We start from the raw sequence: 16163 nt of genomic DNA, 5'->3' as shown, positions 1-16163 counted from the left end.
TATCTTTGATGTATTGCAAAATGAATCAGAACTAAATTACAGAAAATAACACTTGTAGAAAAGTATAAAATATGGAAAATAACGCTGCGCACAATTTGACCAATATTACATTAAAGAGTGGATGGTATGTCAGAGGAAAAATTAAAAGAAAAGATAATCATTCAGGTTCAAATTTCTCTGTAGGGTACCTTGTTGAAAGAAATGATGAAATAGCCTTTATGAAAGCTTTTGATTTTGCTGGTTATTTAGCGATAGCAATTCCTAAAGAAGATGAAGAAGAAATTGATGTGGTAGATGTAGTGAATGATATGACAACAGCTTTCATTTATGAGAGAGATTTGTCAAAACACTGCCGAGATAAGCATGTTACAAAAGTTGCTTTTGTTAAAGAGTCTGGACAAGAGTATGTAACTGGGCCTTATTCAATACCTATAGTTCCGTACTTAATCTTTGACCTTGCTGAAGGAGATGTAAGGAAGGTACTCGATTTTTCCCATGATCTCAATTATGCATGGCGACTTAAGTCTTTACATGATGTTGCAATTGGGATAATGCAACTTCACAAAATTGAAGTTTCACATCAAGATTTGAAACCCTCTAATATATTGGTTTTCGAAAATGAAAGTAAGCTTGGTGATTTAGGACGATCAATATCTCGCGATTTAGATGGCCCATATAACAAGAGAGTTTTTACTGGAGATAGGACTTATGCTCCACCAGAGATTCTTTATCGATATTACGACAGCGATTGGCAAAAAAGAGTATTTGCGACCGATTGCTATATGTTAGGAAGTTTGATTGTTTTCCATTTTTCAGGGATTAGTATGTCTGTCTTAATGGCAAAATATACCCCTGACAATTTTAGTTGGCATAGATGGAGAGGAGAATTTCAAGATTTAGTTCCTTATTTGGAGAATGCATTTGCAAAAGCACTTGAGGAATTCAAAACTAATATTAATAATGAAAGTTTAAAGTGCGAACTTACAGAATTAGTTAGTTATCTATGCAATCCTTTTCCAGAAAGAAGAGGACATCCAAGGAATATCATGTTCGGACAAAATAAATATAATATGGAGAGGTTCGTTACAATATTGGACGTACTCAAAAGGAAGGCTGAAATCAAAATAAAAAGTTTTTAAGGTGGCTAATTTATTCGAAATACAAGACAGACGTGTTGTTCCTAGTTGGAGAAGTTTCAATCAGTCAATTAATCTTGGTGAATTGAATTCTTTTCAAATTGTCGGTCAAAATTTTCAGGAGAGCTACAATCTTAGTAATTATATTAGTGAATGGAAATTAAACAAGACTGTTACTTTTGCGGCCGAATTGGTAGGAGCAGCAATTGTAAACAACAAAGAAGATGTTATTGAAGCACTTGATGCAGCAAATTATATTTTGTCTAATGAAAAGTCGGCAACAAAATCACAAATACTTTTAGCATCAAAGTTGTTACATGACGACTCTAAAAAAGACTCATTTCAAGAATATAATAATGTCACTACTGAAAATTTACTTGAACTATTTTATCCTGAATTAGTGCGAGTGAAAATTCGGGAGGCAAAAAAATCGTTACTATCCTATCCAGCTAATCCAATTTTATATGTTGAACTTTCAAGGTATTATTCAATTTTAGGACAAAGGGACAAAGCAATTTCGAATATGAAGTATGCACTCTCTCTTGCTCCTAATAACAGATTTGTTTTACGTTGTGCAAGTCGTCTATTTGTACATAATCAAAATGATAAGGATTATGACCACGTAGAATTTATCCATGATGTATTACGAAAAAGCCCAGCGACAAAATACGATCCATGGTTAACCTCCGCTGAAATCTCAATTGCAACAGTACGAGGTAGGAATTCTATGTTTATAAAAGGAGGATTAGACCTTATCAACTCTAAAAATATTGCCCCTTTTAATTTTACTGAATTAGCAAGTAGCATTGGAACTGTTGAGCTTTTAAATGGGAGTAATAAAAAAAGTCGCGAATTATTCAAGAAATCCTTAATTAGTCCGAATGATAACACTTTAGCTCAAGTCGAGTGGGCAGCAACTAAAGATAAAAATCTTGATGTAGATGCTTCCGGCTTTAACGTAGAAATGAATTTTGAAGCTTTAGCTTTTGAAAACTTTCAAGAGAAGGATTACGGTAAAGCGGTAGATTTCTCTGCAAGGTGGTTTATTGACATGCCATTTTCGAAACGACCTATATTGTTTGGAGCAAATATAGCAACTATACTACTTAGGGATCAAGATAAATCTATATCCTTACTTAGAGCCGGTTTAATTAGCCATCCTAACGATGCGCAATTAGTAAATAATCTTGCATATTCGCTAGGCCTTGATAACAGAGCAACTGAAGCACTTGATGAGTTAGATAACCTCAGAATTAATGATATTGATAAAACAACTGAAATTTGTTTAACTGCAACTAGAGGGCTGGCATATTTTCGTCAGGGAAAGCATAACATAGGTAGAGCACTGTATTTGGAGGCAATAGAAGAATCAAAACGTATAAATAATCGTGAATTGAACTGGATTGCAATTCTTAATTATGCACGAGAAGAAATTTTTGCAGATTCAGAATATATTGAAGGTATAATGGATGCTGTTGATGATATAGTCCCAATGGAACATGAGAAAGATATAGCTGCCCTTAAAGATGATTTAATCACAACATATAGCAAGTATAAGCAAGGACTAAGAAAATAAATCTATGAGAGTTTCAGAAGCGGATTGCTATCCAAACCTCTTTTGGCGTTAGTTTATTCTACTTGAATAACTTCACAACCAGGATAATTTTCTTTTAACATTTGTATAATCCATGGATTCATCCTCCACATTACAAATATTAGTTTTTTTCCTTTCTCTTCCAGTCCAATAAGTTTATTTCCTAATAAACCAATATCGCTAGGAGAGATGTACTTTGGAAAAACAATAAATAGTTCTTTGCAAGTTTCACTGATTTCAAACTCAATGCTGCCTTTTCTAAAATCACTATAATCCATTTGATGACTACAGGGAGTAATTTCAAGAACATCTTCAGGATTACTTAATTTAGATATTGTAAGTATGTTATTGTTGCCTTCTCTTTCGGAAATTAAAATTAGATTTGACCCAAAATTTTTCAATAATTGAGTTATTGAGATAGTTCCGCCAGATTTTTTATTCGAACCAAGTAAACTTTTGCCATCAAATTGAACGCCATCGTCTATCAAGATTAGTTTGCTTTTCTTGGTTTTGAATTCTATTTTTGTCGCGTTTCCATGCTGAAAAGCATTTCTGCTATGTTCGACTAAAAAATCTCGAATAGCATTAGTTATGTCCCTACCCCATATATATTCAACACCGCAATCATGAAGAACATCACCTATTAAAATATTTTCCTTTCCTATACCTTCAATTAGAATCGAGTCAGTAATCATATCTTTGGATTTTGCAGCATGTAATGCTTGCTCATATGTCAAATTTCTTTCGACCATTAGTTGCGCTACAATTTCAGCAATTTTTTTCCAAGCTCTTAAAGTATCTGTTGAAAACCGCGTTTCATCAGTATCTATTATTTTTCCATGCGTATAGCACATCCAGATACCATTGCTTGCACTTTTTCGCTCATCAGATTTCATATCTGGGTCATAACGTCGAGCACCAATTCCTGCTGAAGCAGCTGATATATGACAGGCCATTCCTGAATTTGTAGACGAAGATTCACTTTCCGCACTTGGTCCCATTGTTGCTGCGCCACAACCAAGAAAAGAGCATTTATATCCGGCTCTATTGGCTAACTCAATTTTAACAGCAGATGTAAAATCGTCAATTCTAGGCATATTCCTGATTTAAATTACCGTCAACGTTCCGCCGCTTAGCGAAGTAGCGGCAAGTTAAAGAAAAATGTAATAAGAAATTCTGATGTTCAAAGTATCTTCGAAAAAAGATAAACCAGCTATTACGCCAAACGGCTGTTAGGCGACGTCACTTCACGCTATTTTCATAACTTAAAAATAAATATTCCGAAATAGTTTTGGCTAGATTAACCGTGAGAATTGCATGCCGTTCGTCAATTTTATATCCAGCCTTGGCCTTGGAAGGCGAAGTGCCGTGAGAATCGCTGTATGCGTTTCTTAACCCTGAAACTCCATTTACAATACTAAATACTCCTGATAAAATTTGTTTTAGAAATTCGTCTTCATAGTCTCCAGGCGACATGTGTAAAATAGATGCTACTGCTTTGTAGAGTTTAACCATATTTCCATCATACTCATGCTTTTCTCCAGTTTTAGATTCTAAGATGAACAGACAAATAGATTCAATTAAATTTCTAGCGCTTGTCACTGCTCCATCGAAATCTTTTTCTGCGATTTTACTATTGCACTTTTTAATTTGCTCATGTATATATTCAAATGAAATTCTTTCAAGCTCTTTGACTTCTACCAAATCGTGAGCTTCAATGTCAAAATCCGGATAAAAAGTTATTTCAGTAATTTCTGGTTCGTTATCTTTAACAGGAAACACAACCATTACCGCCTTCTTAATTTCATCAATATCTTCTTTTGGAAGTTTATCAATCTTTTCTTGAATTTGTGGATGCGACTTAATTTCAAAGCTACTCAAGCGCGAATACCACCGACTTCCAAATGTAGAAGATTCGTCTAGGGTCGAGGTAGAATGTCTAAGCAAATCTGCTAAATCTTCTCTTCCTTTATATGTTAAAACTCTTCTGATTTTTTTTATAGTGTTGTCTTCCATGCAAGGTGTGGTGTGTGATGTTTCCTAACTTATTTATATTCTCAACTATTTACATTTTTATTGAGCATATTCGGCCAAAAGAGACAGGATATATTTAGCTCTAGTTGAGTTCTACTTATTTTTAATTATCCAACTTATAACTTTTATCAATTAAATTAGGTGTTTTAGGTCCTCCTGATGTTAGCCACCTGCCATCATTTTCATCATCATTACCATCCTTTATCTTGACAACTTCAACGCCAATGCACACTTTCTTCATCGGTGTGTTATTTTCGGGATTGAATGTACTAAAATATAACCTTTGGGACATGCCGTCTTGAACAATTCCAATATAGTGATCCTGATAATATTTTCCTGAACTATCAATTTCCAAAAGAAAATCATGCACTTCAATTAATGTATTATCCATTCCCTTCAAGGATGCAATAATTTTAACCTTTTTGGGACTTTCTTTATTAGGAACAAAATGTAAAAAGGCATAAGTGCTGGTTTTAACCAAGGGGTCAAAGCAAAACCAATCTCTTCCTTCATCCCACGAGAAGCTCATAACATTAAAAGTGTCCATAATTTGTTGTTTTTCAATAAAGATAGAAAAATCTATAATTGATTAATAAATTCATTGAAAATATAAGCACCTATCAATTAAATTTGAAATAATTATAAACGTATTCCATTCGTATTGATTTAAATAAATGCGTATTAATTTGGAACTGTATAGAAAATAAAAACTCATTTTTCTTTATTTTGCTCCTGAATATTGTAATTAATAATACCGGCCGCAATTATAATTACCAATACAGAAAAAAGCACAATTGTAGTGTTTTTTAGTTTATGGTTGGTATCTATCAAGGACTGTCGTTCAATATCCGGCGTAACCATTTCTATGTGTCTAATATCTATCATTTTTTAAAATTTTAATTTGTTGGTTTATAAGTATTATAATCATGTACTCATAGACGCAAGGGTAATTTTTACCTTCCCATTTATCAAAGTGGGTAGTTAGGTGAAAATTATATCCCCGGCCTCGTAAGAACTCTTCATGGACAATAACTTCGTTTTTATTATTTAATAACTCTAAAAGTATAGCCTGGTTCTTATGCAATGGTTTGTCTACGAATCCTCTTTTAAGTCTTGTTTGACTAGCTTTCTCATTATTGTATTTGATTCTGTTTCCAGGAGTAGCAAATCGTTGTGAAACTTTTTTAGGTATAAATTCTTCACCGGTTAAAGGGTCTTTTCTTTTATCTGTTTTCATAATGCAACTCGATTAGCTTTTAAAATCCCTTCTATTTCTTTAATATCATATAAGTAGATGTCACCAAATTTGGTATGAGGCAATATGCCGGTTTCACGATACTTAATGATGGTATTACTAGACAGACCGAAAATCTTTTTCAGGTCTTGGTTTCGATAGTATTTTGTGTGGCCTGTGTTAACTTGCTTTTTATTGAGGGTGGTGTCAATATTATCAAGTCTCGAATAGATGGGCTCTAATAGTTTTTTAATATTTCCAACAGTTGGAATTATCAATTCTTCTTTGGTATCATTCATAACTCATTATTTAGAAATGAGTTACAAACTTTGATAAAAACATTTCTAAAACAAAGTCTTTAAAGCGAATTCGGAGCGAATTGTTAGATTACGTCTTCTTTTTGGATTCTAATATTTTGATGAAGTCATCAATCACCTTATTATAATCACTTTTATTATATAACTTAAAATCTGATATCTCACGGTTAATTTTTGTTATAGACTCTTGTTTTGAATTTAAGGATTTATAAGTGAAGTTATTTTCAATAAATTTTTGAATTCGAATTTTATCCGCTTTTTCATCAGAAGAATCTATGAAGATAATTTTATCATATATTAAAAAACTGAAGAATTTTGCAGCTTCTACTTTGCTCAAATTCAAATTACATTTTACTGCCTGAACAATTGGCTGAAACTCTATTTCCTCAATTTTAGAAAAATCAATTTTATCGAAATTATAAATGTAGTGGTCTATTAGTCCTAGTAAGTCGAACAAAATCTCACGGTAACAGTAAATACAATTCAGTAGCTTAAGATTTTCAAATTGCTGCCTACTTGGGGTTGTATCATTCTTTTGAAAGTTTTCGAACAAATTCGATAAAGATTCGAACAATAATTGGAATTCAATATTTCCGCTTTGAAACTGTTTAAGAAATTTTTCATTAGATATCAGCTTCTCGAAAAATTCATATGTATAAAGGTCAACAGAAATATAATCCGGGTAAGCCGAACTATACCTTATTTTCAGATTTGATTTAGACAAATTATCAAAATCATCGTAATAGATATCATATAAAAAATTATAAGCCTTCCTAATTTCTAGCTGAAGTTCAGACAAAAAGGTTTTATTATCCAAGCCATTTTTCAATTGCCTGGATAATAAGTGCTCTAAGTTTTTAGCCTTTTCCTGAATATCTTTTTCAAAATTTGATGAAGTCCAAACACCTTGGAATTTATATCGTATTTCATTTTGATTAAAATAAATAGACAGATCCAGGAAATCATCTAATGCGTCTTGAAATTCTTTTAAATAATTTATCATAATTCATTTTTAACATCGTTAAAATTAATGAATTATAGTGATTATTTATACTTCTCCATTAGTTTACTCATGTCATGCATAACACTTGCATCTAGGACTTTTGCATAATGTTGGGTTTGCTTAATATTTGTATGTCCCATCATAGCTGATACATTTTCGATTTTAATACCATTGCCCAATGTTACAGTAGTAGCAAAAGTATGCCTAGATACATACCAAGTCAAATTCTTGTCAATGCCGCACAAATCAGCTATTTCCTTTAAGTAGGCATTCATTTTTTGATTCGATAGTTTTGGAATTAATCCTACTTCGGAATCCCTGTACTTATCAATAATTTTTTGAGCAGGCGGTAAAACCGGTACATTTGCTCTAATACCCGTTTTAACTCTATCAGTTTTTATCCAATAAAGTCCATTACTATCTTGCATCAAATTCGACAATGTTAAATTACAAGCATCAATAGGAGCATATCCTGTGTAGCAACTAAATAAAAAGATATTCTTTACCTTCTCCAAACGTTCTGTACTAAATGTTTTCGATTCAATTAGATTTAATTCCTCCGTTGTTAAAAAAGTAGCATCCCTAACTTTCAATTTTCCATCATATTTATTGAATGGATTTTTATCAATTAAATTTAGCCTTATGCCGAAGTTACACATGGTTTTAAAGTTTGTGAAGTATTTCACAACTGAATTGTTTTTTATTCCAACAACGCCTTTAAATTCGCTTTCGTACTTCAAATAAGATTCAAGATTGTAAATAAATGCACCGTCAATTTCATCTATTTCAATATCGTCTTTCCGATAAGTTTTCTTGATGAAGTTTTTCATCAAGTCTAATGAACGGTTATATTTCTGCAACGAAGCCGCTGCTCTTTCATTGTTGTTTACTTTTTTCGCAAAATCAATATTATGTTTCTCAAAAATGCTCAATATCAATATAGATTTCCGATGCTTTACTTTTCCTGATATTTCTTCCTTCAATATCGACAAATCAATGTCAGGATAGATTTCATAAATTTCATTGAACTTTTTGTTGAGGTTCAATACAAGTAAATCAAGGCTCTTTTTGAGCACTTTTTCCTGTTCTAGTTTCAGTAAATTTCGCAGTTTGTTTGTAAATAACCATCTTTCAGAGGAAATATACTTTCCGGTACTAATAGTGATGTTTTGATTACCCAGGGTAACTTTGGCATAAATTGGGGCTTCGCCGTTTGACTTAACTTTTTCGGCTCTGATGTAAAAGAAAATTTTTAGCATAACACATTTCTTTAAATTAAACAAAATTGATTTAAAACGCTTAATTCAAAGGGATTTAGAAGCGAATTCGGAGCGAATTCTTTCCATTTAGTGCACCTATTTTTCTTTAAAAATCATAGGTGCACCTATAGGTGCACTGTACTATGATCTTTTATGTGTTTTTTGACACACTGACCAAAATTGAAAAACCCTTTAAACACTGATGTTTAAAGGGTTTTGAAGTTTTATGTTTCTTTTGAAACATGCTTTCTGCGGAGAAAGAGGGATTCGAACCCCCGGACCTGTTACAGTCAACAGTTTTCAAGACTGCCGCAATCGACCACTCTGCCATTTCTCCAATAAGTCGGGCATTAATTGCTTAATGCGGTTGCAAATATAGCAACCTTTTTCATTTTGCAAAAAGATTTAAGGTAAAAAATACACTTATTTTTTCGCTTCAAAGCTATTCCTTTCACTAACTGCTATTTAGTCCCTAAAATAACTTCTTCCAACCTCAAACTTCCCACTTCATACTCCCCACTTCGTACTTCGTACTGTCAAAGAAGCAACTAATATAAAATACAATCCCAAGCTTTTGATTATTAACCTATTGTGTGTATTCAAAAGATTGTTAAATTTACGGTTGACTAAGAAATAATTCATTAACCTAACCCAAAAATTTATGAAAGCAAAAGTATTAAGTCTTTTTCCGATTCTGTTTTTATTACTCTCTTGCAGTAGTTCTGATGAGGAAGAAGTAGTGTATGCAACAGCACCTGAAACCAAGCCTGAGTTCGACAATACGGCTTTTGGGGTTTACAAAGGAATCATTATGGGCATGAACGGTTCGCTCAAAATTGTAATCAATAATGGCGATAATATTGCGCAAGCTTACATTTACCAAAACAATAAAATTACCCAAACCTTAACCACAACTTATAACTTTACCCTAGGAGAAGACATTACCAATGCGGAGTTCAGCAACAGTCAGGTTTCTTTCCGCTTTTCGGTCAGTGCCAACGGCAGTAATCCGGTAATCAGCAGTTATACTTATATTGGTATCTCCAATCCTCAGGCTTTTGCCATCCATGAACTCTCTTATTCACAGGTGCTTTGTTATGAAGGCACTTTTAAAGGCGATGATAACGGCATATTCAAATGCATGGTGAATAACGGCGTATTAACCGGCTATGTCTTAAGCAGTGGCAGTGATGAAACCTATACCACTTCAGCGGTTGTAACCAACAATCAATTTAATGCCGTATTTGGAAACGTGAGTTCTGGAGCCAGTTTTGACGGGCAAATTACCACGATAAGTTGTGCCGGTAACTGGAACAATCCAACGTTTGGGGAAAGCGGTACTTTTAGAGGGAAACGAACACTTTAATAAAGGTTCTTACTGATGAAGATAACCAATAAAAAAACCGATTAGTTTTTAATCGGTTTTTTTATTGAGATTAATACGCCACATACTCCGTAATCTCCAATCCATACCCAATCATTCCCACACGCTTGGTTTGGGTAGTGTTTGAGATTAATCTAATCTTCGCGATGTCGATGTCGTGGAGTATTTGGGCACCAATACCAAAGTCTTTGATGTCCATTTTAATCTGTGGTGCTTTTAAAATACCTTCTGATTGCAGTTGTTTGAGTTCGGTTAATCGGTTTAGTAAATCCGATGAGTCTTTCTCAGGGTTTACAAATAGGATAGCGCCTTTACCTTCCTGGATGATGCGGTTAAATACATCGTCCAGCTTTTTATCCATACTATCCGTTAAACTGTTTAGGATATCGTTATTGGCTTGGGTCGAAATGATACGGGTTAAGATAGCTTCGCCGGTATTCCAACTGCCTTTGGTCAGTGCCAAGTGCACTTGTTTGTTGGTCGTTTGTTGGTAAGCTCTCAAACGGAACGAACCAAAACGGGTTTCTATTTCAAAGTCTTCTTTCTTTACAATCAGACTGTCGTGTTGCATGCGGTAGGCTACCAAGTCTTCTATGGAAACCAATTTCAAATCAAACTTCTTAGCCACTTCTACCAATTCGGGCAAACGTGCCATGGTTCCGTCTTCGTTCATAATCTCCACAATCACTCCTGCCGATTTGAATCCGGCCAGTCTAGCAAAGTCGATAGCGGCTTCGGTATGACCGGTTCTTCTCAAGACACCGCCTTGCTTAGCCGTCAAAGGGAATATGTGTCCCGGGCGCGCTAAATCATGTGGTTTGGTATCTTCATTCACCAAGGCCAAGATTGTTTTAGCCCTGTCGGCTGCCGAGATACCGGTAGTAACCCCATGACCCTTTAAATCTACCGAAACGGTAAACGCGGTTTCCATGTGGTCGGTGTTGTTCTTCACCATCGAGTGCAGTTCCAATTCGTTACAACGACGCTCTGTGAGCGGTGCACAAATTAGGCCTCGGCCGTGGGTAGCCATAAAGTTAATCATCTCAGGAGTTACTTTTTCGGCGGCTGCCAAAAAATCGCCTTCATTCTCACGGTCTTCATCATCTACTACGATAATGACTTTGCCTTGTCGAATGTCTTCAATGGCTTCTTCTATAGTGTTGAGTTGTATTTTAGTGGTGGTGTCCATCAGACCGTTGTGTTAGTTGTTGTAATAAGTTGTTTGACTAATATCCTGTTGTAAACATAAAACAAGACGTAAAAAGGAAACCCTGCTGCCAATAATGCCAAAAGCGGTATGTCTGCTTTCTTATTAGCCTTGGCGGCCAAAGTTCTTAAGGCTTGCTGGGCTTTATATAGGCTAAAGAATAACGCCATAGCGACTACTGCGGCTATGATGATTATAACTAAAGTATCGGGTTTGCCCCAAAAGAAAACACCCAATAATATAAGATTACTCAATAAGCCCACCAAGCTAAACAGGTTGTACTGTTGCAAGAGGGTTTCCACCGAACGATTATCGGTAGGCAATACTTTCTCTTCAACAATGGCTTTAGGCTTACTGTCGGCGGGTAGCGTATTCAAATATTGGTGTACTTCTTGTGCGTCTATGGCCAAGTCGGGCGTAACGCCTTGGGTCGCCAATACCGGCACCGTTTTATCGGGGAAAATGCGGTTGAAGAAATTACTCAGCCAATCAAAGTTCATACTGAAACCTTTATCGTCTGTGGCTCTTTTGGTCAAGATGATGGCCAGCGGTGTCAAGACAAACGACGACATCCAACAACCCAAGAAAGGGGAAATTTCATCCTGTTGGGCCACCTTTTTACCAAAAGTATTAATGAAGTGGAAGATAATAAAGATGAGCACCGCAAATACAATAGGCAATCCCAAACCTCCTTTTCGAATAATGGCTCCAAGCGGCGCACCGATAAAGAACATCAGCAAACAGGCATAGGCAATTACAAATTTATCGTACAAGGCTATCCAATGTTGGTTGATGTTTTTTTGTTTGTCTTGGAGTTCGTATTTGGAAGTCTCCAACGAGAAGTTGACCGCATCTATATTGCTGTTGGCCACTCTTAAAATATGCATTCTATCGCTTTCAGAGTAACTCTTCAGCAAATCGGTTTCATCGAGTTTAGGGGCTATACTGTCTTTGACTAAATTGCTGAGGGTCATACTCGAGCGTTGGCTGATGTTTTCCGTATAGGAAACAATATCTTTAGCAAAGTTATTTTGCAGCGAGTCAAGCGTATAAGAAAGTTCACTCACATTCAACATGGTGTTGGTGTTGGTGATTTTTTCTTCGTTGATGTTAGTATTGTTGAGTTTCGATAAATCAATATTGATGACATACCTTTGGAATTCACTCTTGGCAAACGGCATTTTGTCGCGGTCTTCAAATTTCTTTATCGGAATGTCTTCATAATAATTACCGTCATTGAGGACCAGTTTCAGCACATTAGAATCTTCACTGCTTACCAATTCTCCTTTTTTGGCTTTGATAACCGTATTGCTTCCGGCTCCTAATTGTGATTTTTTGTGAATGGTAACCTGACTAAGGTAACGACCGTTGTCACCCGATTTCTTTTCTACTTTAATATTGTAGGCACCAACTTCGCTAAACTGTCCTTCGGCTATCGCCATGGCGGGCTTCACCTGAGCTATGTTTCTTCGGAAGTTGATAAACTTATATTCGGCAAACGGAATGACATTGTTGGCAAAGAAAAAGGCAACAATACTGAGTAGTAATATAAATGCCGTCAGACTGCGCATGGCGCGTTGCAAAGAAATTCCCGAAGACTTCATAGCGGCAAACTCATAGTTCTCGGCCAAACTACCAAAAGTCATGATAGAAGCCAACAATACAGAAAGCGGTAAAACCAAAGGAATGATACTCGGCATTTTGAAAAGTAAGAACTTAAGAATCATAACGATGTCTAAGTCTTTTCCGGCCAATTCGGAGATAAAGAGCCAAACTACTTGGAGTACGAATATAAAAAACAAGATTACAAATACCGTAGTAAATGTAATCAGGAAAGATTTTAATAAGTACCGGTCAAGTATTTTCACCTCGAGCTTAATCTATTTTGTTGATGTAGTAATTGGGATATTTACTCGCTGCAAAGGTAAACTGATTTTTTGATAATGGCTGATTGGTTTTAAAAGAATTAACAGTCAAAGTGGTTTTAGTTCCGTTTTTCCCCATTTCAATCACGTTGTAGATGTTTTTGGTTTGAGAATCGATACCCAGCAACACTTCTTTGCGTTGGTCTTTGGCATTGGTAGGTACCAATTTAATGTACTGTATTTTACGTCCTTTAACGTCTTGAAGTATATCCCAGTAGTATTTGTAACCACTGTTGAAAAAGGTAAGCATTTTGGCTGGTGTTACGGCATTTTCATCTTTGTCATTCACACTCGAAATAGTTACTTCTTCATCTTCGGGTACGATGGTGTAGCTTTTTTTACCGTCATATATTTTGGTAACGCCTAAGAAGTTCAACACATATTTGTTGCCTTCGAGCACCAAATTGCCTTTACTTTCTTTATTGATGTTTTCTTTACTGTTGTAAAGAGTATATTTAAAATCGATGGAGATATTCTTATAGGTTTTTACCTTAGCGGTAACTTGGTCTAACAAGTCTTTGGCTTTTTTATCTTGTGCATTAGCAGTAAAACTCAAGAATAGGAGTAATGCAATAGATAGAATCTTGTTCATTTTAATGGTTATTTTGTTCATTGTTAAAAAATTGTTCCAAAGAAGCCAAGTCGGTGATGTTCACACTGCGGGCTTTGCTTCCTTCAAACGGACCTACAATTCCGGCGGCTTCGAGCTGATCAATCAGTCTACCGGCGCGGTTGTAACCCAGTTTCAATTTTCTTTGCAATAATGATGCCGAACCTTGTTGGGCCGTCACTATTATTTCGGCCGCTTCTCTAAACATGCTGTCTCTTTCTGAGATGTCAAATTCTAAATTCACGCCACTGCCTTCTTCGCCAACGTATTCCGGCAATAAATAAGCACTGGCATACGCTTTTTGGGAACCAATATAGTCAACAATCTTTTCTACTTCGGGTGTATCCACAAAGGCACATTGTACACGTACCAAATCATTACCGTTAGAATACAACAAATCTCCTCGGCCTATTAATTGGTCAGCCCCTTGGGTATCCAAAATTGTTCTCGAATCAATTTTAGAAGTAACTCGGAAAGCAATACGCGCCGGGAAGTTGGCTTTAATAATACCGGTAATCACATTTACCGAAGGTCTTTGCGTAGCAATAATCAAGTGAATACCGATGGCACGGGCCAATTGTGCCAAACGCGCAATAGGGGTTTCTACTTCTTTACCGGCGGTCATGATTAAATCGGCAAACTCATCCACTACCAAAACAATATAAGGCAAGAAACGGTGACCGTTCTCCGGATTGAGTTTACGGGATTTGAATTTCTCGTTATACTCTTTAATGTTACGCACCATAGCGTCTTTTAATAAAGAATAACGATTGTCCATCTCCAAACAAAGCGAGTTCAAAGTATTGATTACTTTGGTGTTGTCGGTAATGATGGCGTCTTCTACATCGGGTAATTTGGCCAAATAATGACGCTCTATCTTGTTGAATAGAGTTAGTTCTACTTTCTTCGGATCCACCAAAACAAACTTCACTTCCGCAGGATGCTTTTTGTACAATAACGAAGTCAATACGGCATTCAATCCCACCGATTTTCCTTGTCCGGTAGCACCGGCCATCAACAAGTGAGGCATTTTGGCTAAATCAACCACAAAGGTTTCATTGGAGATGGTTTTTCCTAAAGCGATAGGCAATTCCATTTCCGCTTCTTGGAATTTAGCCGCAGAAATGACACTCTTCATCGGTACCATAGTCGGGTTCTTGTTCGGTACCTCAATACCAATGGTTCCTTTTCCGGGAATAGGTGCAATGATACGAATCCCTAAAGCAGACAAAGACAAAGCAATATCGTCTTCCAAACTTTTGATTTTAGAAATACGAATCCCGGCTTCGGGTACGATTTCATACAAAGTCACCGAAGGACCGACAGTAGCTTTGATTTGGGCAATATCGATTTTATAATTGCGAAGGGTTTCTACAATACGGTTTTTATTTTCTTCTAATTCCTCCTGATTGATGGTAATGCCTACAGAAGTATATTCTTTGAGCAAGTCAATCGTTGGGAATTTATAGTTGGATAATTCTAAGGTTGGGTCAAATAAACCAAAATCTTCTACCAGTTTGGCCGCCAAGTTTTCCTCCATAACATCTTCATCTGCTGCTTTTTCAATTACAAAAGCTTCATCATTGGTTTCAATAATTTGCTTGGCAGGTTCAGGCTGTGGCGTAGGAGTAACGGTTTTAATGGTAGGTTCCAAATTGATTTCCGAAGCATGTTCAATGGTAGGTTTGAGCGCTTCTTTATTAATTTCAAATTGAGAAGTGACCAAGGTGGGTTCTGCTATTTCCTCTTCCGTTTCTTCGTTTACGGCAAACTCTTCAAGATTGTAATCTACGCCTTTGTCATTGGCACCGGCCATGCTGCTGATGTCTTCTTTGAGGTCTTTGTGTTTCTTTTCGAAGAAAGACTTGATGGCATCGGGAGAGATTTTTATTTTAAAGATTAGGTAAACAATGATGGAGAAAACCAATAACAAAGCCGTTCCGGTTTTTCCGATATAATCTTGCAGGAACAAGTTCATTTCGTAACCGATGGTTCCGCCTAATTCGGGTAAAGTGTAAGCAAAGAAGCCAAACAATATGGATAAAACCACTAAGGCAAACAAGTCCCAAAACCAAGTGTTCTTTAATTTGTGTACCGGTAAATCCAAAACCAAGAAAGCACCACTCAAAAAGAACAATTTGACAAATAGGAAAGAAGCTACACCAAAACCACGGTAGATAAACAAATCGGCCAAATAGGCGCCAAATTTTCCCAACCAATTTTGCACTGCTTCATTCCTGTCAGTGAGGGCATCCACGGCGCTTTGGTCAACACGACCATGCAGAAAGAAAGAGATAAAGGAAACCAAAAAGGCTATAGACAACAAGACCAACACAAAGCCAAACAGCATTCGGTATTGTTTTTTAGTCTTTAGTATTTTGAGCTCCAGATTAGGGTCTTTTTCCTTTTCTTTAGTTTCTTTCTTTACTGTTTTTGCCATTGGTGATGTATAACGCTATA

General features: G+C 36.0%; 14 protein-coding genes, 1 tRNA gene and 1 pseudogene. 3 read left to right on the top strand and 13 right to left on the bottom strand.

Annotation, left to right across the window (positions count from 1 at the left end; genetic code table 11):
* Window positions 1–71 precede the first annotated feature (71 nt).
* Window positions 72–1139: a protein kinase domain-containing protein gene (locus P7V56_RS10430; RefSeq protein WP_171221778.1), complete on the top strand. Its 1068-nt coding sequence runs from the start codon at window positions 72–74 to the stop codon at window positions 1137–1139.
* Window position 1140: 1 nt separating this feature from the next.
* A complete protein-coding gene (locus P7V56_RS10425; protein WP_171221777.1) occupies window positions 1141–2712 on the top strand; it encodes a hypothetical protein in 1572 nt (523 codons plus the stop codon).
* A 53-nt stretch (window positions 2713–2765) separates the two neighbouring features.
* Here the strand turns inward: P7V56_RS10425 and P7V56_RS10420 are convergent, their stop codons facing one another.
* The 9 genes from P7V56_RS10420 to P7V56_RS10380 all read right to left on the bottom strand — a co-directional run bounded on the left by P7V56_RS10420 (window position 2766) and on the right by P7V56_RS10380 (window position 8914).
* Window positions 2766–3827 carry a hypothetical protein gene (locus P7V56_RS10420; protein WP_171221776.1) on the bottom strand — a complete coding sequence of 354 codons (1062 nt, stop codon included), beginning with the start codon at window positions 3825–3827 and terminating at the stop codon, window positions 2766–2768.
* A gap of 145 nt (window positions 3828–3972) precedes the next feature.
* Window positions 3973–4746: an abortive infection family protein gene (locus P7V56_RS10415; protein ID WP_171221775.1), complete on the bottom strand. Its 774-nt coding sequence runs from the start codon at window positions 4744–4746 to the stop codon at window positions 3973–3975.
* Between the two features lie 121 nt (window positions 4747–4867).
* Window positions 4868–5311, bottom strand: a complete 444-nt coding sequence (locus P7V56_RS10410; protein WP_171221774.1) for a hypothetical protein — start codon at window positions 5309–5311, stop codon at window positions 4868–4870.
* Window positions 5312–5475: 164 nt separating this feature from the next.
* Window positions 5476–5649, bottom strand: a complete 174-nt coding sequence (locus P7V56_RS10405) for a hypothetical protein (RefSeq protein WP_171221773.1) — start codon at window positions 5647–5649, stop codon at window positions 5476–5478.
* Window positions 5636–6001, bottom strand: coding sequence for a hypothetical protein (locus P7V56_RS10400; protein ID WP_171221772.1), 366 nt, complete (start codon window positions 5999–6001; stop codon window positions 5636–5638). Before P7V56_RS10400 ends, P7V56_RS10405 begins: the two co-directional genes overlap by 14 nt.
* Window positions 5998–6297 (bottom strand): helix-turn-helix domain-containing protein, encoded by a 300-nt coding sequence (locus P7V56_RS10395; protein ID WP_171221771.1) that lies wholly within the window; start codon window positions 6295–6297, stop codon window positions 5998–6000. Before P7V56_RS10395 ends, P7V56_RS10400 begins: the two co-directional genes overlap by 4 nt.
* 88 nt (window positions 6298–6385) lie before the next feature.
* Entirely contained in the window at window positions 6386–7318 is a 933-nt protein-coding gene (locus P7V56_RS10390) for a hypothetical protein (protein ID WP_171221770.1), read from the bottom strand.
* Window positions 7319–7359: 41 nt separating this feature from the next.
* On the bottom strand, window positions 7360–8577 hold the full coding sequence (locus P7V56_RS10385; RefSeq protein WP_171221769.1) for a site-specific integrase: 1218 nt from the start codon (window positions 8575–8577) through the stop codon (window positions 7360–7362).
* A 252-nt stretch (window positions 8578–8829) separates the two neighbouring features.
* A tRNA-Ser gene (locus P7V56_RS10380) sits at window positions 8830–8914 on the bottom strand.
* A gap of 324 nt (window positions 8915–9238) precedes the next feature.
* Between P7V56_RS10380 and P7V56_RS10375 the strand changes: the two genes are divergently transcribed.
* Window positions 9239–9943: a hypothetical protein gene (locus P7V56_RS10375; RefSeq protein WP_171221768.1), complete on the top strand. Its 705-nt coding sequence runs from the start codon at window positions 9239–9241 to the stop codon at window positions 9941–9943.
* 70 nt (window positions 9944–10013) lie between these two features.
* Here P7V56_RS10375 and ribB read toward each other — a convergent pair whose 3' ends face one another.
* From ribB to P7V56_RS10355, 4 genes and pseudogenes are all read right to left on the bottom strand, one after another.
* Window positions 10014–11150, bottom strand: coding sequence for a 3,4-dihydroxy-2-butanone-4-phosphate synthase (gene ribB, locus P7V56_RS10370; protein WP_171221767.1), 1137 nt, complete (start codon window positions 11148–11150; stop codon window positions 10014–10016).
* 476 nt (window positions 11151–11626) lie between these two features.
* Window positions 11627–13036: pseudogene (locus P7V56_RS10365) on the bottom strand (LptF/LptG family permease); the annotation flags it as partial.
* 7 nt (window positions 13037–13043) lie between these two features.
* Window positions 13044–13685 (bottom strand): outer membrane lipoprotein periplasmic chaperone LolA1, encoded by a 642-nt coding sequence (lolA1, locus tag P7V56_RS10360; RefSeq protein WP_240976598.1) that lies wholly within the window; start codon window positions 13683–13685, stop codon window positions 13044–13046.
* 1 nt (window position 13686) lies between these two features.
* Window positions 13687–16143 carry a DNA translocase FtsK gene (locus P7V56_RS10355; protein ID WP_171221764.1) on the bottom strand — a complete coding sequence of 819 codons (2457 nt, stop codon included), beginning with the start codon at window positions 16141–16143 and terminating at the stop codon, window positions 13687–13689.
* Window positions 16144–16163: the final 20 nt, after the last annotated feature.

This window comes from Flavobacterium sp. IMCC34852 (genome assembly GCF_030643905.1).
Taxonomy (GTDB): Bacteria; Bacteroidota; Bacteroidia; order Flavobacteriales; family Flavobacteriaceae; genus Flavobacterium; species Flavobacterium rivulicola.
The sequence above is the reverse complement of the archived record's forward strand: the minus strand, read 5'-3'. Positions and strand labels throughout refer to the sequence as shown.

Excerpts from the sequence above, each read along its gene's own strand:
- P7V56_RS10395 (WP_171221771.1), bottom strand. The coding sequence starts at position 6,297 with ATGAATGATACCAAAGAAGAATTGATAATTCCAACTGTTGGAAATATT.
- P7V56_RS10385 (WP_171221769.1), bottom strand. The coding sequence starts at position 8,577 with ATGCTAAAAATTTTCTTTTACATCAGAGCCGAAAAAGTTAAGTCAAAC.
- P7V56_RS10405 (WP_171221773.1), bottom strand. The coding sequence starts at position 5,649 with ATGATAGATATTAGACACATAGAAATGGTTACGCCGGATATTGAACGA.
- P7V56_RS10390 (WP_171221770.1), bottom strand. The coding sequence starts at position 7,318 with ATGATAAATTATTTAAAAGAATTTCAAGACGCATTAGATGATTTCCTG.
- P7V56_RS10355 (WP_171221764.1), bottom strand. The coding sequence starts at position 16,143 with ATGGCAAAAACAGTAAAGAAAGAAACTAAAGAAAAGGAAAAAGACCCT.
- lolA1 (WP_240976598.1), bottom strand. The coding sequence starts at position 13,685 with ATGAACAAGATTCTATCTATTGCATTACTCCTATTCTTGAGTTTTACT.
- P7V56_RS10430 (WP_171221778.1), top strand. The coding sequence starts at position 72 with ATGGAAAATAACGCTGCGCACAATTTGACCAATATTACATTAAAGAGT.
- P7V56_RS10420 (WP_171221776.1), bottom strand. The coding sequence starts at position 3,827 with ATGCCTAGAATTGACGATTTTACATCTGCTGTTAAAATTGAGTTAGCC.
- P7V56_RS10415 (WP_171221775.1), bottom strand. The coding sequence starts at position 4,746 with ATGGAAGACAACACTATAAAAAAAATCAGAAGAGTTTTAACATATAAA.
- P7V56_RS10400 (WP_171221772.1), bottom strand. The coding sequence starts at position 6,001 with ATGAAAACAGATAAAAGAAAAGACCCTTTAACCGGTGAAGAATTTATA.
- P7V56_RS10410 (WP_171221774.1), bottom strand. The coding sequence starts at position 5,311 with ATGGACACTTTTAATGTTATGAGCTTCTCGTGGGATGAAGGAAGAGAT.
- P7V56_RS10375 (WP_171221768.1), top strand. The coding sequence starts at position 9,239 with ATGAAAGCAAAAGTATTAAGTCTTTTTCCGATTCTGTTTTTATTACTC.
- ribB (WP_171221767.1), bottom strand. The coding sequence starts at position 11,150 with ATGGACACCACCACTAAAATACAACTCAACACTATAGAAGAAGCCATT.